Here is a 19604-nt window from a genome sequence, read left to right on the forward strand (position 1 = left end):
TGGATTGAATTAAAATAGTTAAGGGCTATTTGAAAATTAAAATATATTCAGTTCAAAAATTCAAAAAATGTGTCTACTTTATTGACATAGATCCAGTATGTTCAATGTGAAGACATAGTATTCTTGATTTAAATGATATCTTATTTAATGGTAGATCATAACAAAAATGCTGGAATTTTTATTCATGACTTTAATTTTATGAGACATAAAATTAAAAAAGAAGTATACGGGGTCATGGCCGAGATTATTTTATAGGTGCGTACGAGAAATGAATGTAGTAGAGCTAGGATGCGGCGGAATTGTACTGCATTGAATATAAGGAATAGTGAAAGCGTCCTAAAGCTCTAAACAATGCCTTTTAAAAGATGGAAGTTGGCCTTCTATGTTCGGCACACAGGTGCAGATCATAAGACCGTAAATCAATTATGGGTATTGTAATCAAAAGTTATAATAATAAGTGCATAGTGTGAAAGCCAGCGTCATTTAGGCGCTGGAAATATCACGCCTTTGTATGGCTTATGCAAACCACTTCCTTTAGGAGCGGTTATGGATACAAATCTTTAAAAATTAGAAAATGTCTTCAGGAATTTTTAAAGAGCTTTACGGGATACCTTCATTATAGTTTTATATGTTATATTACTCTCAACAATATGAGGATAATTACGAAAAATTACATTAAAGTAATACTTAATTAAAGGGTATTGATCGTAATTGCCCAGGGAATTACTATTTTGTTTCTATTTTGCTAATTTTCGCAACTTCCATAGCAGACTGTACAACGGATTTAAGATGTGCTTTTAAAGTCATCTTACACTTATCCAAATTGTGCTCACGAAGGTAATGAATAATTTTTAAATGTTCATGATAAGAGAGTTCAGCACGCTTTTTATTTTTAGCACTAATATAGCGGATACGCTCTATTTGCGAATTTAAAATATTCATAAAAGCGATTAAACGTTTGCTGAGAGATTTATTAATAATAAGATTGTGAAGAGCTCGATCAGCTTGGTGTAAGGCCTCCCAGTCACTCTCACGGAAGGCAGTTTTGAAATCATGCTCCAAGTTGTCAAGTTCTTCCGATGTGATACGGGAAATACTGCGCTTTAAAGCCCAACTTTCTAATAATATCCGAAGTTCGTAAATTTCTTCAACATCATAGGGTGAAATGGAAGCAACAAAGGAGCCCTGCCCTGGATGACTAACAATTAATCCTTCCATCTCAAGTTCACGCATAGCCTCCCTAATTGGAGAGCGGCTCATCTTTAATTTTGATGCAATCTCCATTTCTATGATTGGTGTCTCAGGGCGAAATCTATTTGTAATGATTTCATTTTTTAAATATTCATATGCTTGTTTCTTTCTGTTCATGTAAATCCTCCATATACTTTAGTATAACACTATTTTGTATGCGAGCTGTCGATAAAGCATATATATATTATGGTATATAATTAAATAGAGATTGTCAAGAAAAAACATGTTCTATTTTCAAGTTTAAACATCAGTTATTTTTTAGGGCAAATTAAAGACTTGTATGTAGGATTTAATGTGAAAATAGTTTTTAAATTTTATGCAAAGTAAAATTTAATTGAAAAAAGTTAAGATACTATTGACAATCTACTGAAATGATGCTAGGATTTTTAATGTAGACAAATTGTCGACAATTGAATGCTAAAAGACAACTATAAAAATGAGTATGAAAAAGGGGGCATAATAATGGGTTTTATTGCTTTGAAGTAAACGGTTAAACGAATAAATGATTTGTAGCTATGACTGCTTAAAGAGTATTTTAGCTTTTTTACGCAATAAAAACATAGTTTACGTATTCAACTATATTATAAGATATTTGGTATAGTAGGATGTTCTAATTGTATGTAATTGAAAGTACCAAACTAAAACTCTTTATCAGAGAAGAAATTTATTACATAGCAAATTTAATCTTATTCGAGGAAGCGAATAACGTATTTTGATGTCGACATATTGACGACAAAAATTAAAATTACAGAGCAAAAAATAAAAAACGTGATAATTGTAAATGAGAATAATTCAGTGAGCATTGATATGATATACCGAGCAATAAAATTTACAAATGAAAGATATTCGTAATGCTATCTGCTGGAGAGTATTATTATGAAAACTTACAATTAAAATAGGGGGAGTTTATCGTGAATAAATCGTCACAAATTGGAGAGCCAAATCAATTGACGAAAAAAACTAATATAAGATGGCTTGGCGGAAGTTTAGTTATGTGGTTATGTTTTGTTGCATATTTAGATAGATCAGCATTTTCTGTATCAGCAACACCTATTATGAATATATTTAAAATTTCGCCTATTCAGTTTGGTTTAGCAACTACTGCTTTTTCTATAGGATATTTTATTTTTCAAATTCCAGGAGCTATGCTTGTTGAAAAAAAAGGCTCACGAACTATGTTAACTATTTCACTGGTATTTTGGTCCATATTTACAGTGGCAACTGGTTCCGTATGGTCGTTTTTATCACTAATATTTGTTCGTTTTTTCTTTGGCATTGGAGAAGCTCCATTATTTCCTGCAGGAAATAACTTTTTTGCAAATTGGTTCCCTAAAAATGAAAGAGGCCGTGCTAATTCTTTGATGAATGGAGGATCATTCTTTGCCAATATTGTAGGGCCTCCAATTATCGTTGCCATTGTAAGTCTATTAGGATGGAGATCACCATTTTATGTTATTGGAATTATTGGCATTATAAGTGCAATCTTCGCTTATAAATTTTTACGTAATCATCCCGAAGAACATCCTCTAGTTGGAAAATTAGAGCTGAGTTATATTCAAGGAAATAATTTTGACAACAAATCTAAAGGAAACGAAAAGCCAAAATCCCAGTGGACAGCGTTTCTAAAGCAGCGTTCATTTTGGATGATAGCAGTTGGTTATTTTGCAACCCTATGGGTCGTTCAGTTTTTCATGTTTTGGTTACCATACTATCTGCAGGCAACAAGGAATCTAACATTTAAGTCGATGGGATTTTATACAAGTATTCCATGGATTGCAATTACAATATCTGTTTTTATTGCAGGTTTAATTAGTGATAATTTATTAAAGCGAGGTTTTTCTCGTTATAAATCACGAAATTTTATTTGCGCTATAACTCTTACTATTTCTGGAATTGCTTTATTATTAAGTCGTACAGCAATTACAGCAGTTGGTAATATTTTGTGGATTAGCTTAGCACTTGGTATGGCAGGATTTTCTCAAACTCTTGCTTGGTCTATTGCTACTGACATTGGGCAGAAATATACGTCAACAGTAAGTGGATGGATGAATATGTGGGGATTTATAGCTGCTAGTATTGTACCTACTGTTGCCCCAGTTGTTGCCAAACTGTGGGGTTGGAATTCTGTACTATTAGTTAATGCTGGCGTCACTTTATTAGGTATTGTAGGATATCTTACGATTAATACCGATAAACCATTATGTACTAGGTAAATAATATTTTGAAATTACAAAAATAACTGTAAGAAGATTTAGTAAAAAACAAAATATAATATTTTGAAGGGAGATTGTGTTATAAATGAATATAGCTGATTTATTTAAGGGAATACCAACTGGTAATATTTGCGATTCGAACAATAGAGAAGGAAGTATGAATGAGGAAATTAAACCTCTTCATTATAAATTTGAGGTTACAGGCTATGCTATGACAGTAACCTGTGTACCTGGTGATAATCTTACTATACACAAAGCGATTACAGAAGCTAAACCGGGTTCAGTTTTGGTTATTGATTGCAAAGGATATACCGGGGCAGGCGTATTTGGCGAACTTTTTGCTACTTCCTGTAAAGCTTATGGTATTAAAGGAGTTGTTATTGACGGAGCATGTAGAGACAAAAAAGATATAATAGAAATGAACTTTCCCGTTTTTTCAAGGGGTGTAAATCCAAATGGAACACTAAAGGAAACCTGTGGAGAGATAAATTCAGTAATTGAATGCGGAGGATGTATTGTAAAACCTGGTGATATTATTGTGGGTGATGCTGATGGTATAGTTGTTATACCTCAGGAAAAAGCTCAGGAAGTTCTAGAAAAGTCACAGACAAAGAAAGCCAAAGAAGACAAATTAAAGGTTCTTTTAACTCAAGGCAAAACAACAGCGGAGCTTATGGGATTCGATAAAAAATGGAATAAGTAATTAATAGAATAAAGATCACGATATTATTAATTTAGCTAGAAAAAAGCCAAATTTTATTATTATTAAAAGAGTTATCAAATAGATATATAGAAGAATGTAAAAGCTGGCTTTTTATCCTATATTCAAAGTATTAGCATTTTATCTTAAAAAAATTTGCTAAAAAGTTAAAAAAGAAAAGTAATAGAAGAGTTGACACTGATACAGGAATGATTATTAGTGTAAGAGCTAAGAAAATGAGAGATTCAATTTAAAATATATATAAAGAAATAAGGAGAGTATAAATATAAAATGAAAATTAGAAGATTACCAATAGAAATAATTAAAGAATATAAAAAATTAGACACATCATCTATTACTGATGCCCTCGATAAACAGGGGATTGTTGGAGGATTGCTTGGGATCAAAGGAGTGGTAAATGACACTAGAGCATGTGGACAAGCATTTACAGTACACTATGTGCCATGTGGAATAAATAAAGGTACTGTTGGAGATTTCTTAGATGATGTACAAGAGGGAGATGTTGTAGTAATTGATAACAGTGGTAGAGAATACTGTACTGTCTGGGGAGATATAATGTCACAAGTTGCAAAAGAAAAAAGAATTGCAGGGACAGTTATTGATGGTGTTTGCCGTGATGTAAAAACGATACGTGAAATTAAGTATCCTATTTTCACAAAGGGAATTTATATGATGACAGGTAAGGATCGTGTTGAAGCAGATGCTATAAACATTCCTGTTGGTATCTCAGGAGTTAAAGTATGTCCTGGCGATTTAATTGTTGCAGATGAAAATGGTGTTGTATGTATTCCAATATCATCTGTAAAAGAAACATTAGAAATTGCAAAATCAATTGAAGCAACTGAAGTTCATATAGTAAATGCAGTTAAAGGCGGAAAAACTTTAAAAGAAGCCAGGGCTGAAATGGGATATCATACATTGCAAACTAAGGCCATAGATTGATTATTAATGAATTTGTTAAATTTAGTGAATGTATATGTGCAAACAGGGAAATTATCAAAATCCTTAGAAATTAATTTATATGAAGGTCTTTGGATAATTGTACTCAACTTGTTTGGGGCTGTAGTAAAAAGAACTGCAGCCTCTTCTTAATTTTAATTGTATAATGCAGGATACAATATAACTCAAATAATAAAAGTGCGAAACCCTCGCACTTTTGCTTTAAATAGTAGAACCTAAATGTTATTCATCAAATGCAGATAATGCAATGGGTAATGCCTGAATTACAATATTTCCGACAGCAGGAAGTCCCACTAAAATACTACTTATAATTTCTTCTCTCGTTGCTCCTAACTTTTTAGCATGTTTAACATGAAATGGTATACCACTTTCAAGCCCTGTAGAGGCTAGTACTGCTAAATAAGCAAGTGCTTCTGTTTTCTTATCAAGTTTACACGCAGTACCAAGTTTCTCAATAAGTTCCCCCACGCTTTTTGCTGTTCAGGTGCTTCTTTGGCAAAAGTCAAAAATGAATTACTTATACTCATAATGAACATATCCTCCTAATTTACAATGTCTTATAAAATTCTTTTAATTCTTGTTTTATATCGTTAGACAGAGAATGCCATCTAATTCCTTTTATTGCTCCTTTCAAAGCGTAAAGCATATTAATACAAGTTGTATCATCTTCTAATCTAATTCTACTAAGCGCTTCCTTGCTTCCAATATTCATAAGTGATTGAGGTGTATCTACACCTGCTTCAATGAGTTTTTTCTCAATTACTTTACTAATATTAGGAAGTTCGTGAAGTGTATTCATAATTTTACCTCCTTTTAAAAAAGCTATCATAATGTTCTGTAAAAGGTGTTCTTTTTATTGTAATTAATTTTTCGTAAAGTGGCAAATTATATTTATATAAGCATTATATCAGCACTTGTGATCTTAACACAAACTTTATATCCATGGTGATAATATTAAAAATGAAAATTGAAGGAGGGATGGAATGTGCTGGATATTTTATTTATTGTCGTGATTGTAGCGGGATTTTTATCATTTAAATATTTTACAAACTGGTGCGAAAAACAAATCAGTAAAAAATAATTTTGGATGGGAGGCCAATTTATGATTTTATTGGGTATTGTAGTTATTTTATTGTTTGTATATTTGTGCTATGCATTGTTCAATCCTGAAAAATTTTAATTAAGAGGAGGTTGTTGGTAATTATGGGAATACTGGAAACTGTAATTATACTTATTATTTTTGTCCTGCTGTGTATTCCAATGGGAAAATATATTTATAAAGTAGCAGAACACAAGAAGACTTTTTTGGATCCCGTGCTTGATAAGGTGGACAATTGTATTTACAGGATTTCGGGAATAACAAAGGAAGAGATGACCTGGAAGCAGTATATAATTGCCCTGTTGATTTGCAATGCCCTTCCGGCTGTGATAGCCTATATAATTTTGAGGCTTCAGTTTGTTCATTTATTGAACCCCAACCATATAGGCAGCATGGAACAAGGGCTTACCTTCAATACTGTAATAAGTTTTTTAACTAATACAAATCTTCAGGACTACAGTGGTGAATGGGGTCTCTCCTATTTCAGCCAGATGATTGTTATTACGTTTTTTATGTTTATCTCTGCGGCTACAGGATTTTCTGTGGCGCTGGCATTTATACGGGGGCTTGCAGGAAAGAAAAAGTCAGTTGGAAATTTTTATGTGGATTTTGTGAGAATTATAACCAGAGTACTTCTTCCACTATGTATTGTAGTGGCCATATTTTATATTCAGCAGGGTGTTCCCCAGACGCTGTCACCTAATAAAACCGTCACTACCATAGAAGGCAAACTGCAGGATATTCCACTGGGACCCGTGGCAAGCCTTGAATCCGTAAAACTGATTGGAACCAACGGCGGTGGATTCTTTGGAGGCAATTCAGCCCATCCATTTGAAAATCCCACACCCCTTACCAATATTATTCAAATACTTTCAATGCTGCTTTTGCCAGGGTCGATTGTGGTATGTTTTGGACACATGATTAAAAAGAAAAAGCAGGCTGTCGCCATATTTGCAGCCATGGGAATACTGTTTATTATTGGTATAGCAGTTTGCTATGCGTCTGAAAAAGCAGGCAACCCAGTTCTTTCACAAATCGGGCTCAGTCAGTCCATGGGAAATATGGAAGGCAAGGAAGTCAGATTTGGCATACCCATGTCGTCACTTTTTACCACAGTTACCACAGCGGCTACAACTGGAGCTGTAAACAACATGCATGACTCCCTGACACCAATAGGCGGAACAGTACCACTTGTAAACATGATGCTCAATGTGGTATTTGGTGGAAAAGGCGTGGGCTTCATGAACATGATCATGTATGCCATACTCACTGTTTTTCTCTGCGGTCTCATGGTGGGAAGAACCCCGGAATATCTGTCAAAGAAGCTTGAGGGCAGAGAGATAAAATTAATTGCACTTGCCATAATCATACATCCATTTTTGATATTGATGTTTTCAGCCCTGGCGCTGGTACTGCCGCAGGGTGTGGCAGGTATATCAAATCCGGGCTTTCACGGGCTTACACAGATAGTGTACCAGTATGCAAGCTCCGCAGCCAATAATGGCTCGGGATTTGAGGGACTTGCGGACAACACCATGTTCTGGAACACTACGGCAGGTTTGGCAATGCTGTTTGGAAGGTACCTTTCAATAATAATTTTGATGGCAGTAGCAGGATCTTTGGCCTCGAAAAAGGCGGTGCCTGTCAGTGAGGGAACATTTAGGACAGATAATGCAGTATTTACTTTTACATTGATATTTATTGTGATTATAATTGGGGCTCTTACGTTTTTCCCGGCATTGTCTCTGGGACCAATTGCAGAACAGCTTACACTGTAAATATCAAAAGGAGTGATGTGATTATGAAGAATAATAAATCTAAGTTTATTACAAGTGATATATTAAAGGATGCCATTATTGAGTCTTTTAAAAAATTGAACCCCAGGTATATGTTTAAGAACCCTGTTATGTTCGTAGTGGAAATTGGTTTTTTCATATCCCTGATAAGTATCATCTTCCCCGGTATATTTGGAGATGTGGGGAATAACCTGAGAATTTATGATTTTATAGTAGCTGTAATTCTGTTTATAACTCTTCTGTTTGCAAACTTTGCTGAAGCAATAGCTGAAGGTAGAGGAAGGGCGCAGGCGGAAACCCTGAAGAAAACCCGTAAAGATACCAAGGCAAAGCTTTTGGATTCCAGGGGAAATATAAAAGTTATAAGTGCTGGAGAACTTAAAAAGAATGATATGGTTCTAGTGGAAAACGGGGATATAATTCCCAATGACGGTGAGGTTGTAGAGGGAATAGCATCTGTTGATGAATCTGCAATTACCGGTGAATCGGCTCCTGTTGTAAAAGAATCAGGAGGAGATTTTGCCTCGGTGACAGGGGGTACCAAGGTTGTAAGCGACTGGTTCAAAGTAAGAATAACAGCAGTTCCGGGAAAGTCCTTCCTTGATAAAATGATAAGTCTTGTGGAAGGGGCCTCGAGGCAGAAAACTCCCAATGAAATTGCACTCAATACTGTACTTGTAAGTCTTACTCTTATTTTTCTCATAGTGTTGGTGGCTCTTTATCCTATGGCCGCTTATATGGGAGTCAGTATTCCAATGTCCACATTTGTAGCACTGCTTGTTTGCCTTATACCCACTACAATAGGGGCACTTTTATCTGCTATCGGCATAGCAGGCATGGACAGGGTTACCAGATTCAATGTAATAGCCATGTCCGGAAAGGCGGTGGAATCCTGCGGTGATGTGGATACCACGATACTTGACAAAACGGGAACCATAACCTTTGGAAATAGGTTGGCCGCAGAATTTATCCCGGTTAAGGGTGCAGATAAAAAGGAGCTTATAGATTATTCTGTCATATGTTCCTTTAAAGATGACACGCCGGAGGGAAAATCCACAGTAGAGCTTGGCTATAAACAGGGTTCCAATATAGATGAAACTGAATATGATGGTGCAGAATTTGAAGAATTTACGGCCCAGACAAGGATGAGCGGAGTGGATTTGAAGGATGGCACTTCTATAAGGAAAGGTGCCTATGATGCTGTAAGAGACAGGGTAGAAAAATTGAAGGGAAGTATTCCAGAGGATCTTCAATCAATAGTTGATAAAGTGGCAAGTCTTGGTGGTACACCTCTTGTACTATGTGTGGACAATAGGATATATGGAGTTATCTATCTCAAGGACACGGTTAAACCAGGACTTGTGGAGAGATTTAAAAGACTGCGTGAAATTGGAATCAAGACCATAATGTGTACAGGGGACAATCCGCTTACTGCAGCAACCATTGCCAAGGAAGCCGGAGTAGATGGATTTATTGCCGAGTGTAAACCGGAAGACAAAATAGTGGCAATAAAAAAGGAGCAGTCAGAAGGAAGGCTTGTAGCCATGACCGGAGACGGTACAAATGATGCACCGGCATTGGCCCAGGCTGATGTTGGCCTGGCAATGAACAGTGGAACCACTGCTGCAAAGGAAGCTGCAAATATGGTGGATTTGGATTCGGATCCCACCAAAATACTTGAAGTGGTTGAAATAGGAAAACAGCTTCTTATAACGAGGGGGGCGCTGACTACCTTCAGTATTGCCAATGATGTAGCCAAGTATTTTGCCATAATACCTGCCATGTTTATGGTTGTTATACCTAAAATGCAGGTCCTAAATATAATGGGATTGTCAACACCTTATAGTGCCATACTGTCAGCACTGATATTCAATGCAGTAATAATTCCATTGCTTATACATACTGCCATGAGAGGTGTAAAATATAAGCCCATGAAATCAGAGGCAATGCTTTTGAGAAATATGTTTATTTTCGGACTTGGCGGGATAATTGCACCTTTTATAGGAATAAAAATTATAGATATGATTATAACTCCGCTGGTTAGAGTTCTCAACCTGGGTTAGATATTTATGAAAGGATGGTTTTAAAATGAAAAATTTTCAAAAGGCCCTTCGGGTGACCATTGCAATGATGATAATTTGTGGAATTATCTTTCCGCTTTTTATAACGGTGGTGGGTCAGGTTTTCTTTCACAAGCAGGCAAATGGCAGTATTGTAACTGTGGGCGGCAAAGAGGTAGGCTCTGAACTACTGGGCCAGAATTTCACCGATCCCAGATTTTTTAGAGGAAGGGTTTCATCTGTAAATTACAATACTTATACAAAAGAGGATACAAAACCGGGTAAAGACGGCAAAGCAGCTTATTCCGGAGTATCCTCCGGATCACAGAATCTGGCACCTTCCAACAAGGCACTGAAGGAAAGAGTTCAAAAAGATATAAATGATTTCTTGAAATTGCATCCAGGAGTGAAAAAAGAGGATATACCTACAGATCTTCTTACAAGCTCAGGTTCCGGGCTTGATCCGGACATAAGTCCTCAAGCTGCGGAGATACAGATACCTGCGGTATCAAAAGCAACCGGTATAGATCAAAACAGGCTGCGTCAGATAGTTAAAAAGTACACTAAAGGTGATACTTCCGTAAGCTTAGGTGAACCCAGAGTAAATGTACTTAAAGTAAATCTTGAAATAGCTTCAATTTTAAATAAATAATATTCATATTTAAAAATTGTGAGGAAAGTAAGTGAATGCCATTATGAAAAAGATCATCATTGTATTGCTCTTTTTAACTGTAATTGGTTGTATTTTGATTTTTTCCAATAGAGGATATTATAAAAATGACTACACAGGAAAGTATGAATGTCCTAAAAATAATGTACTGCTTATATTGTCTGCGAATAATAATTGTACTTTGATAAACACCTTATCTAGAGGTGCGGTATATATTGAAGCAAAATACAGCATAGAGGATAATGATATCAAGTTGATTCTAAATGAAGGAAGCTTGGGTTCATATAGAAAAATATACCTTAATGGCAGGATTAAAGGGCATAGTATTGAACTGTATAATTTTTATAATAACGGCACTGCTGTGTTCTATCTGAAAAATAGATTTGTACTGTTTAAGTGAAACGCTAGTGATATAATTGGATGTGCGGGTAAGGGTTAATTTTTAAATAATAGGAGTTGTTTTTTATGAACCAGTATAGAGGTCCAGATCCTGACTATCTTTTAAAGGAAGTTCAAAAAGATCAGATTGAAAATAAACGGGGAAAATTGAAAATATTTTTTGGATATGCGGCAGGAGTGGGGAAAACCTATTCAATGTTGAGGGAAGCCCGTGAAGTAAAGCAGCTTAAAAAAGATGTGGTAATAGGATATATAGAGCCTCACGGAAGAAAAGATACCATGGAACTGACCAAAGGGATTGAAAGTATAGCTCCAAGGGTGATCAATTACAGAGGTATGATCCTAAAGGAATTTGATTTGGATAAAGCGCTTTTGAGAAAGCCTGATATAATACTTGTGGATGAACTGGCTCATACCAATACAAAAGGCAAGAGAAACAAAAAGAGGTGGCAGGATGTATATGAGCTTCTGGATGCGGGAATTGACGTATACACCACACTTAATGTGCAGCATATTGAAAGTTTAAATGATGTAGTGGAGAGCATAACTCACGTGACTGTGAGGGAGACTATTCCCGACAAGGTATTTGAAGATGCAGACAAGGTGGAAATAATAGATATAGAACCAGATGAGCTCTTGAAGAGGTTCAGCGATGGAAAAATATACGGCAGGGATCAGGTAAGAAGGGCTTTTGATCATTTTTTCACCAAAAATAATCTGTATGCCCTGAGGGAAATTGCACTCAGGAAGATTGCAGACAGGGTAAATTATGAGGTGGAAATTGACAGACTTTCCAGGGGTCAGATTACCGTAGTGCCTACTTCGGATCAGATAATGGCATGCATAAGCTCTTCTCCTTCTTCTGCCAGAGTAATACGTACTGCGGCCAGAATGGCTGAAGTCTATCACTCAAAGTGGATAGTGCTTTATGTAAAAACTACCCAAAATCATGAAAATGAAAAGGATGATGTAAAAAGGCTGAATTCTTATTTCAATTTAACAGAACAGCTGGGCGGAGAAGTAGCTACCATATATGGAGACGATATATCTGACCAGATAATAGAATATGCCAAGTTCAGGAATATAACAAAAATTATAATAGGAAAGAACAATAAAAAGACCAGCAGATTGTTTCACTTTTATGCCAAAGATGTGGTTGACAAACTCATGGATTCCAATTCTTATATTGATGTCTATGTTATACCTAATTCATTATATGAGGAAAAAAAGAAAAGATTCTTTACAAAATTGAGTTTTAATTTTGATCTATCTCTGAGGGATATTTTGGAAGCCGCTGTAATTATACTGATTACAACTTTTATTGCCCTGTTTTGTGAATATGTTGGATTTTCTGAATCAAATGTATTTATGATCTTAATTTTGGGCGTTATAATTGTATACATTAAGACAAAAGGGTATTTCCTGGGAATAATATCGTCAATAATAGGGGTGGCCCTGTTTAATTATCTCTTTATTGAACCGAAGCATTCATTTCAATTTTATGATAAAAACTATTTGATTACTTTTGTAATAATGCTTGTCGTGGCATTTATTATTGGAAATTTAACCAACAGAATTCAAAAGAATGCTTCCGATTCGAATACCAGGGAAAGAAGGACACAGACCCTCTATAGAGTCAGCAGTAAGCTGCTCAGTGCAGTTGGGAATTCGGATGTGGCGTCAATAGGAATAAAGTATATTTCCAGGCTTATAGCAAGGACTATTGTGTGTTATCTATCAAAAGATGGAAAGCTATCTGCCCCTTTTGTTTATAATGATGATAATGGAAAATCTAAATTTTCTTTTTCAGATAAAAACGAGAATGCTGCAGCCTATTGGAGCTTTTTAAAGGGAAGAGAGGCTGGGGCAGGTACGGATACCTTTTATGGGGCTCAGGGGTATTATATACCTATAAAAGTCAGTGGAAAAATATTGGGAATCATAGGGGTGTCTTGCTCTGAAGGACTCCTTGAGCCGGATCAAAAATTCATAATTGAAACTATTACGAGTCAGATGGCCATTGCACTTGACAGGGAAATTCTTGTAAGCCAGCAGGAGGCTTCAAAGGTGGCTATCGACAGGGAGAGGCTTAGAAGCAGTCTTTTAAGGTCTATTTCTCATGATTTGAGAAGTCCGCTGGCGGGAATTAAAGGTGCTGTGAGTACAATTTTGGAGGATGGCAAATCCATAACTGAAGAAGTCAAGCAGAATCTTTTAAAGGGTGTTTATGACGATACTGAATGGCTTATAAGGCTGGTGGAAAACCTGCTCAGCATGACCAGATTTGATGATGGCAGTGTGAAAATCAATAAGAATTTGGAATTGGTGGAGGAAGTTCTTGCAGAGGCAGCACAGAGAAGTTCCAAGTATTTTAAAGATCATGAAATAAAAATAAGTGTTCCCGGTGAAATGATAATGGCCCCTATGGATGGAAAATTGATTGAACAGGTACTTATAAATTTAATAGACAATGCTGCAAAATTTTCTCCAAAGAAATCTCTTATACAGGTAAAGGCTTATGGAAAGGACAATGATGTATTTTTTGAAGTCATTGATGATGGAATAGGTATAGATGATAAAATATTACCACATATATTCGACAGGTTTTTTACAAATGGAAGTAAGATATCTGATTCCAGAAGGGGAGTTGGATTGGGGCTTGCTATATGTAAATCCATTGTGGAAATTCACGGTGGAAAAATTGTGGCTTTTAATAGAAAAAATGGAGGTTCCATTTTTAGATTCAATATTCCCGGTAAAAAGGTAATAGAGTAGAGAAAGGAGAATGACAGGTGGATAATAAACCGTATATTCTAGTAGTTGAAGATGACAAAATTATAAGAAGATTCATAACTACGTCACTGTCAGCTCAAAATTACAAGTACATTGAAACGGATAAGGGAAATGAGGCTGTGGCTCTTTCCATGTCAAATAATCCGGATCTCATAATACTTGATCTTGGCCTTCCGGATATTGATGGAATTGAAGTTATATCTAGAATAAGGGAATGGTCAAAAGTTCCCATTATAATTGTTTCCGCTAGAGAAAATGAAAGACAGAAGGTTGAAGCACTGGACAGAGGAGCAGATGATTATCTGACAAAACCTTTTGGAATAGGAGAGCTGCTTGCCAGGATTCGCGTGTCATTGAGACACAGTGGTATGAACAGTGTTCAGGGAAAAAAGATGAAGGAATTTAGAGTTAAGGATCTGTATATTGATTTTGAAAAAAGAAAAGTGGTTGCAGCAGGCAAAAATATACATCTGACTCCTACGGAATTCAAAATAATGGAACTTTTATGCAGATATTCAGGCAAAGTGCTGACCCATAATTTTATTATAAACGAAATTTGGGGATCCGTTCTGGGCAGTGAAACCCAATCTCTCAGAGTATTTATGGCAAATTTGAGAAGAAAACTCGAAAAAGATCCTACACGACCTGAATATATATATACGGAAGTTGGAGTTGGTTACAGGCTTGTTGAGCAATAAATATGAAGCAAATTAACAATTAAATAACAAAACCCCGCTGTAAATTTTTATAAAAAAGGAATATAATTTAAAAAGAGAAGTCAATATTAAATAGGGGGTTTTCTTATGTTAAACGGAAAAAAAATTCGTGATATAAGGGTAGGCTTAGGATATACTACCTTAGATATTCAAAATCTTACTAAGGATACCAGTTTTGAAACTTCAATTTCAAAATCTTATTTAGAAGAACTGGAGAGGGGAGATAAGAAAAATCCAAGTCTTGACAAAGTTTCAGTAATAGCAAAAGTACTTGGCTGTAAGGTTGACGACTTAATATTGAGTGCATGATGGCTAGAAACTTCTCATAAATTTATTTGAATATTTTCAGAAATTTAAACAAAGAAAACAGAGCAGTTATAAAGTTGTATAGGAGATTTTATAGCTGCCTTTTATATTTTAATCTGTATTTTATTGTTAATTGACTTTTCCCAATATTTATTCTATAATATGGATAATAATTAGTAATTATTTATATTCTTACATAATTGAGATGATTTCATGTATGAGAAAAATACGGTATATGTAGTGGGCAATGCCAAAACAAATACCGACAATGCCATTACACTCAGATTTAATTCATTTTATATAGGTTTTGTAGTGGATTTAAAAACAGATAGGATAATTGATTCGAGTTCATCTTCTACACTGAGGACTACAGATGAATTTATAAAATCCCTTTTGATGGGCAGAAGCCTTAAAACCTTTGATGATAAGTTGAAGGAAGAGGTTATAAAGCGATATCACGGCTCTTCTCAAAAGGCTATTATTGTAGCCTACAAAGATGGAGTCAAAAAATATAATGAAATGAAGAAAAGATATTTTTGATTTACTGTTTTATTTATGGTAAATGAGTTATCCTTATTTTAAAGTAAATGAAAGCCAGTAAAAGCAACAATGTGTGCTTTTGCTGGCTTTTTTGTATTATTTCAAGGAGGTATTTTAAATGAAAATACAAGATCTAAAAATAAAAAAGATATCCGTTCCACTTAAAACTCCCTTTAAAACAGCACTTCGCACTGTGGAAAAGGTAGAAGATGTTATAGTTGAAATATATACGGATACGGGGAATATAGGTTTTGGAGAGGCTCCACCTACAGGAGTAATAACCGGTGATACTACTGGAGCTATAATGGGAGCCATAGAGGATCACATAAAAAAAGCTATTGTAGGTATGGATATAGAAAACTTTGAAGCTGTAATACGGAAATTGAATGGGTGTATTATAAAAAACACCAGTGCAAAAGCTGCAGTGGACATAGCTCTTTACGATTTATACGGGCAGCTGTATAGAGCACCGTTGTATAAACTTTTGGGAGGATTTAGGAAAGAGATAAGTACAGATATAACGATAAGTGTAAACGATATTGAAAAAATGGTAAAAGATAGTTTGGATGCTGTAAAAAGGGGATACAAAACCTTAAAAATAAAAGTCGGAGAGAATTCTGAAAAAGATCTGGAAAGAATGAAAGCTATAAGACAAGCTGTAGGATATGATATTGACCTTAGAATAGATGCAAACCAGGGATGGAAACCCAAGGAAGCTGTAAAAGTATTGAGAAAAATGGAAGATGCAGAGCTCGATCTTGAATTTGTAGAACAGCCTGTTATAGCACAGGATATCGAGGGGCTAAAATTCGTCACAGATAATGTGTCCATTCCGGTTTTGGCAGATGAAAGCATGTTTTCACCAAGAGATGCTCTAAATATATTGCAGAAGAGGGCAGCGGATATGATAAATATAAAACTTATGAAAAGTGGTATGCTTCATATGTTGTCCTTATAGTTGATATGTGTTCGCTTATATGGATTCCACTTTCAAATTTAATATTTGGCAGAGATATAACAGCCACATGGGGGTTCTGGGGACTTAAATCCACTCAGGTTATAGGAATTTTCAGTATTATTTTTATAGTAACCATGACATTTATAGCTACCAAGGGACTGAAAAATATTTCGAAAGTTACTTCAGTTGGAGGTACTGCAGTTATGCTTCTAAATGTTCTCTTGATCATAGGTGCTCTGATTGTTCTTGCGGCAAACCATGGACAACTTGCACAACCTCTTAGTTTTACAGTATCTCCAAATCCTAAATATCACAGCACTCTTTCAATTTTATCTTTTATAGTTTTTGCCATATTTGCCTATGGAGGAATTGAAGTTGTAGCAGGGCTTGTAGATCAGACCGAAAAACCCGAAAAAAATTTCTCAAAGGGTATGACTATATCTGCGATAGTAATAACATTGGGCTATTCCATAGGTATATTTATGTGTGGAATCTTTACAAACTGGAAACAGGTACTTTCAAATCCGGATGTTCATTTGGCCAATGTTGCATATGTCATAATGCAGAATTTGGGTTATCAGCTTGGTATCAGTCTGAATTTAAGTCAGTCTGCAGCACTTTCATTAGGTGCCTGGGTAGCAAGATTTGTTGGCCTATCCATGTTCCTGGCATTGACGGGAAGCATTATAACACTGTTGTATGGTCCGCTTAAGCAGATAATAGAAGGTACTCCAAAAGGACTGTTCCCTGAAAAAATGACTGAGATAAAAGATGACATGCCCAAAAATGCAATGTGGATACAGTGTATTATAGTTGTTTTGCTTTTAGGACTGCTTACAGTTGGAGGGGAAGGTGCATCCAAGTTTTTTAACATAGTTGTAAGTATGACAAATGTGGCGTTGACAATTCCCTATATGTTTATAGCAGGAGCTTTTGTACCTTTTAAAAGGAAAAAGGAAATCAACAAGCCCTTTGTAATTTTTAAGAGCCATAGATCATCTCTGATCTGGGAAATAATTGTTGTATTTACTATAGGTTTTGCAAATTTGTTTACCATAATTACACCGGCATTTCAAGGTGATATGCAAAGCACCATATGGATGGCTGTAGGCCCTATATTTTTCTCTATTGTGGCATTTATAATGTATTCCAATTATGAAAAAAAGAATAAAATTTCAAAACAAAAAGTAGAAAGTCAGGAGGAATAAAGAATGCTGTATGAACAAATGCTAAGTGCAATGGATTTTAAAAAATTGAATTGTGCATTTATGGTGGAAAATCTTAAGACAGGAGAAAAAGCTGCCTATAATGAAAAAGTGGTTGTACCTTCTGCAAGCCTTATAAAAATACCTATAATGATGGAAGTATTTAAACAAGTTAAGGAGGGCAAACTTTCACTTAAGCAGAGAATAACAGTAGAAAATGATGTAAAAGTACCTTTTAGCATACTCAATCTTTTGGAAAGCGGCAGCAGTTATACTTTAAAGGATATAATAACTTTGATGATAATTCAAAGCGATAATACTGCAGCAAACATATTGATAGATCTTGCAGGCATGGATAATGTAAATGATTATATCAAAAGTTTAAAAATCAAAGATACGACGCTTCAGAGAAAAATGATGGATTCGTTGGCTAGAAAAGAGGGAAGAGAAAATAAAACAACTGCCTCAGATATGGTAAAATTTTTTGAGATCATCTATAGAGGTGAGAAGTCTGGAGAACCTTACAGTATTATGATGAAAGACATATTGATAAATCAGCTGGATAATAGTGTTATGAGGCTTGATGTTCCAGATGAAACTACTATTGCCCACAAGACGGGAGATTTGGATGGAATAAGCCATGATGTGGGCATAGTGTATCTTCCTAATGTGGATTATATTTTCTGCGGGCTTACCTGGAATGCTGTCACCAATAATTTTGCAAGGAAGACAATTGGAAGAATTTCCAGGATAGCTTATGATTATTTTATATCACTACAATAAGATTTAATCTAATAACTGGCTGCTGTTAAAAAGAAGCCAGTTATTAATATTTAAAGAATATGGGAAATTAATTTGAATTTATGTTATTATGTTATATACTAAATTCAGGAAGAAGGTAGGCTTATGTTGGATTTATGTTTACTTGGATGTGGAGGAAGTATGCCGGTCCCGGGCAGATACCTTACTTCAATGATAGTTTCCTATAAGGGAAGAAAACTTCTTATAGATTGTGGTGAAGGTACACAGCTGAGCTTGAAAATTTTAGGGTGGAAAATAAAGAATATAGATGTTATTTTATTTACACATTTTCATGCAGATCATATAGCAGGATTGCCGGGGCTGTTACTTACAATAGCTAATTCAGGAAGGACGGAACCCATTAGCATAATAGGACCTGAGGGCCTTTTGAAAGTGATAAATGGACTTAGGGTTATAGCACCCGTGCTTCCGTATAAAATGAATCTGATTGAACTTTATGGAAAGGGCAGCTGTTATAAAAAAATAGGAGACTTTAATATAAATATATTATCGGTAGATCACGGTATACCCTGTCTTGCATATTCTTTAGATATAGTTAGAAATAGAAAGTTTGACAGAGAAAAAGCTATTAAAAATAAAATACCCAGGAGATTTTGGAGTAAACTTCAAAAAGGGGAGGTTGTAAGGAATAAGGACTATATATACACTCCAGACATGGTGCTTGGACATAAGAGAAGGGGACTAAAGATATCCTATTGTACGGATTCCAGGCCCGTCGAAGAACTGGTGAAATTTATTCAATATTCTAATGTGTTTATTTGTGAGGGGATGTACGGTGATGATGAAAGCATTGAGAAGGCCATTCGGTATAAACACATGGTATTTTCAGAAGCGGCACTTCTTGCCAGAAGGGCAGAAGTAGGGGAATTGTGGCTTACTCATTTCAGCCCTTCCATGCCTGAACCACAGCTGTATTTGGAAAATGCCAGAGAAATATTTGAAAATACTATAATAGGAGAAGACAGATATGTAAAAAGTATCAACTTCGAGGATTCACAAGAATAACTAAATGTAAAATAAATAGATTTAATCCTGTAGAAATATTGTATATTTTACCGTATAATAGAATATGTAATTATCAGAAATAAAATAATG

The 19604-nt window shown here is 35.3% G+C and carries 18 protein-coding genes and 1 pseudogene; 16 read left to right on the forward strand and 3 right to left on the reverse strand.

What is annotated here, in order from left to right:
* Window positions 1–726 precede the first annotated feature (726 nt).
* Window positions 727–1368 (reverse strand): GntR family transcriptional regulator, encoded by a 642-nt coding sequence (locus LN736_RS15340; protein ID WP_229981914.1) that lies wholly within the window; start codon window positions 1366–1368, stop codon window positions 727–729.
* A gap of 794 nt (window positions 1369–2162) precedes the next feature.
* On the opposite strand from LN736_RS15340, the gene LN736_RS15345 reads away from it, so the two are divergent.
* From LN736_RS15345 to LN736_RS15355, 3 genes are all read left to right on the forward strand, one after another.
* On the forward strand, window positions 2163–3464 hold the full coding sequence (locus LN736_RS15345) for an MFS transporter (RefSeq protein ID WP_229981915.1): 1302 nt from the start codon (window positions 2163–2165) through the stop codon (window positions 3462–3464).
* A gap of 85 nt (window positions 3465–3549) precedes the next feature.
* Window positions 3550–4167 carry a 4-carboxy-4-hydroxy-2-oxoadipate aldolase/oxaloacetate decarboxylase gene (locus tag LN736_RS15350; RefSeq protein ID WP_229981916.1) on the forward strand — a complete coding sequence of 206 codons (618 nt, stop codon included), beginning with the start codon at window positions 3550–3552 and terminating at the stop codon, window positions 4165–4167.
* Window positions 4168–4455: 288 nt separating this feature from the next.
* Complete coding sequence (locus tag LN736_RS15355; RefSeq protein WP_229981917.1) at window positions 4456–5127, forward strand: RraA family protein; 672 nt, start codon at window positions 4456–4458, stop codon at window positions 5125–5127.
* Between the two features lie 240 nt (window positions 5128–5367).
* Here the strand turns inward: LN736_RS15355 and LN736_RS15360 are convergent, their stop codons facing one another.
* Both LN736_RS15360 and LN736_RS15365 read right to left on the reverse strand, forming a co-directional pair.
* The gene (locus LN736_RS15360; RefSeq protein WP_378061542.1) at window positions 5368–5613 is read right to left on the reverse strand and encodes a carboxymuconolactone decarboxylase family protein; all 246 of its coding nucleotides are present in this window, start codon (window positions 5611–5613) and stop codon (window positions 5368–5370) included.
* 79 nt (window positions 5614–5692) lie between these two features.
* Window positions 5693–5944, reverse strand: a complete 252-nt coding sequence (locus tag LN736_RS15365) for a TfoX/Sxy family protein (RefSeq protein ID WP_229981918.1) — start codon at window positions 5942–5944, stop codon at window positions 5693–5695.
* 303 nt (window positions 5945–6247) lie between these two features.
* Here LN736_RS15365 and kdpF point away from each other — a divergent pair, with 303 nt between their 5' ends.
* The 13 genes and pseudogenes from kdpF (at window position 6248) to LN736_RS15425 (ending at window position 19514) form a co-directional block, all read left to right on the forward strand.
* The gene (gene kdpF / locus LN736_RS19245; protein ID WP_407647191.1) at window positions 6248–6325 is read left to right on the forward strand and encodes a K(+)-transporting ATPase subunit F; all 78 of its coding nucleotides are present in this window, start codon (window positions 6248–6250) and stop codon (window positions 6323–6325) included.
* A 23-nt stretch (window positions 6326–6348) separates the two neighbouring features.
* Window positions 6349–8022 carry a potassium-transporting ATPase subunit KdpA gene (kdpA, locus tag LN736_RS15370; protein ID WP_229981919.1) on the forward strand — a complete coding sequence of 558 codons (1674 nt, stop codon included), beginning with the start codon at window positions 6349–6351 and terminating at the stop codon, window positions 8020–8022.
* 23 nt (window positions 8023–8045) lie between these two features.
* On the forward strand, window positions 8046–10103 hold the full coding sequence (gene kdpB / locus LN736_RS15375) for a potassium-transporting ATPase subunit KdpB (RefSeq protein ID WP_229981920.1): 2058 nt from the start codon (window positions 8046–8048) through the stop codon (window positions 10101–10103).
* A gap of 25 nt (window positions 10104–10128) precedes the next feature.
* Window positions 10129–10752 carry a K(+)-transporting ATPase subunit C gene (locus tag LN736_RS15380; protein ID WP_229981921.1) on the forward strand — a complete coding sequence of 208 codons (624 nt, stop codon included), beginning with the start codon at window positions 10129–10131 and terminating at the stop codon, window positions 10750–10752.
* 31 nt (window positions 10753–10783) lie between these two features.
* Complete coding sequence (locus LN736_RS15385) at window positions 10784–11170, forward strand: hypothetical protein (protein ID WP_229981922.1); 387 nt, start codon at window positions 10784–10786, stop codon at window positions 11168–11170.
* Between the two features lie 65 nt (window positions 11171–11235).
* Window positions 11236–13944: a sensor histidine kinase gene (locus LN736_RS15390; protein ID WP_229981923.1), complete on the forward strand. Its 2709-nt coding sequence runs from the start codon at window positions 11236–11238 to the stop codon at window positions 13942–13944.
* A gap of 17 nt (window positions 13945–13961) precedes the next feature.
* Entirely contained in the window at window positions 13962–14660 is a 699-nt protein-coding gene (locus LN736_RS15395; RefSeq protein WP_229981924.1) for a response regulator, read from the forward strand.
* A gap of 105 nt (window positions 14661–14765) precedes the next feature.
* Window positions 14766–14987, forward strand: coding sequence for a helix-turn-helix domain-containing protein (locus tag LN736_RS15400; protein ID WP_150355958.1), 222 nt, complete (start codon window positions 14766–14768; stop codon window positions 14985–14987).
* Between the two features lie 210 nt (window positions 14988–15197).
* Window positions 15198–15524: a DUF3870 domain-containing protein gene (locus tag LN736_RS15405; RefSeq protein ID WP_150355959.1), complete on the forward strand. Its 327-nt coding sequence runs from the start codon at window positions 15198–15200 to the stop codon at window positions 15522–15524.
* 118 nt (window positions 15525–15642) lie between these two features.
* A pseudogene (locus tag LN736_RS15410) lies at window positions 15643–16467 on the forward strand (dipeptide epimerase); the annotation flags it as partial.
* A gap of 20 nt (window positions 16468–16487) precedes the next feature.
* A complete protein-coding gene (gene yjeM / locus LN736_RS15415; RefSeq protein ID WP_229981925.1) occupies window positions 16488–17690 on the forward strand; it encodes a glutamate/gamma-aminobutyrate family transporter YjeM in 1203 nt (400 codons plus the stop codon).
* A 3-nt stretch (window positions 17691–17693) separates the two neighbouring features.
* Window positions 17694–18470 (forward strand): serine hydrolase, encoded by a 777-nt coding sequence (locus LN736_RS15420; protein WP_179977628.1) that lies wholly within the window; start codon window positions 17694–17696, stop codon window positions 18468–18470.
* Between the two features lie 123 nt (window positions 18471–18593).
* Window positions 18594–19514: a ribonuclease Z gene (locus LN736_RS15425; RefSeq protein ID WP_150355963.1), complete on the forward strand. Its 921-nt coding sequence runs from the start codon at window positions 18594–18596 to the stop codon at window positions 19512–19514.
* Window positions 19515–19604: the final 90 nt, after the last annotated feature.

The sequence above is a fragment of the Clostridium aromativorans genome (assembly GCF_020908015.1).
In the GTDB taxonomy this organism is placed as follows: Bacteria; Bacillota; Clostridia; order Clostridiales; family Clostridiaceae; genus Clostridium_B; species Clostridium_B aromativorans.

Coding starts and splice junctions, on each gene's coding strand:
- LN736_RS15420 (WP_179977628.1), top strand. CDS start 17,694: ATGCTGTATGAACAAATGCTAAGTGCAATGGATTTTAAAAAATTGAAT.
- LN736_RS15405 (WP_150355959.1), top strand. CDS start 15,198: ATGTATGAGAAAAATACGGTATATGTAGTGGGCAATGCCAAAACAAAT.
- yjeM (WP_229981925.1), top strand. CDS start 16,488: ATGTGTTCGCTTATATGGATTCCACTTTCAAATTTAATATTTGGCAGA.
- LN736_RS15390 (WP_229981923.1), top strand. CDS start 11,236: ATGAACCAGTATAGAGGTCCAGATCCTGACTATCTTTTAAAGGAAGTT.
- LN736_RS15400 (WP_150355958.1), top strand. CDS start 14,766: ATGTTAAACGGAAAAAAAATTCGTGATATAAGGGTAGGCTTAGGATAT.
- LN736_RS15350 (WP_229981916.1), top strand. CDS start 3,550: ATGAATATAGCTGATTTATTTAAGGGAATACCAACTGGTAATATTTGC.
- LN736_RS15425 (WP_150355963.1), top strand. CDS start 18,594: ATGTTGGATTTATGTTTACTTGGATGTGGAGGAAGTATGCCGGTCCCG.
- kdpB (WP_229981920.1), top strand. CDS start 8,046: ATGAAGAATAATAAATCTAAGTTTATTACAAGTGATATATTAAAGGAT.
- kdpF (WP_407647191.1), top strand. CDS start 6,248: ATGATTTTATTGGGTATTGTAGTTATTTTATTGTTTGTATATTTGTGC.
- LN736_RS15340 (WP_229981914.1), bottom strand. CDS start 1,368: ATGAACAGAAAGAAACAAGCATATGAATATTTAAAAAATGAAATCATT.
- LN736_RS15355 (WP_229981917.1), top strand. CDS start 4,456: ATGAAAATTAGAAGATTACCAATAGAAATAATTAAAGAATATAAAAAA.
- kdpA (WP_229981919.1), top strand. CDS start 6,349: ATGGGAATACTGGAAACTGTAATTATACTTATTATTTTTGTCCTGCTG.
- LN736_RS15365 (WP_229981918.1), bottom strand. CDS start 5,944: ATGAATACACTTCACGAACTTCCTAATATTAGTAAAGTAATTGAGAAA.
- LN736_RS15380 (WP_229981921.1), top strand. CDS start 10,129: ATGAAAAATTTTCAAAAGGCCCTTCGGGTGACCATTGCAATGATGATA.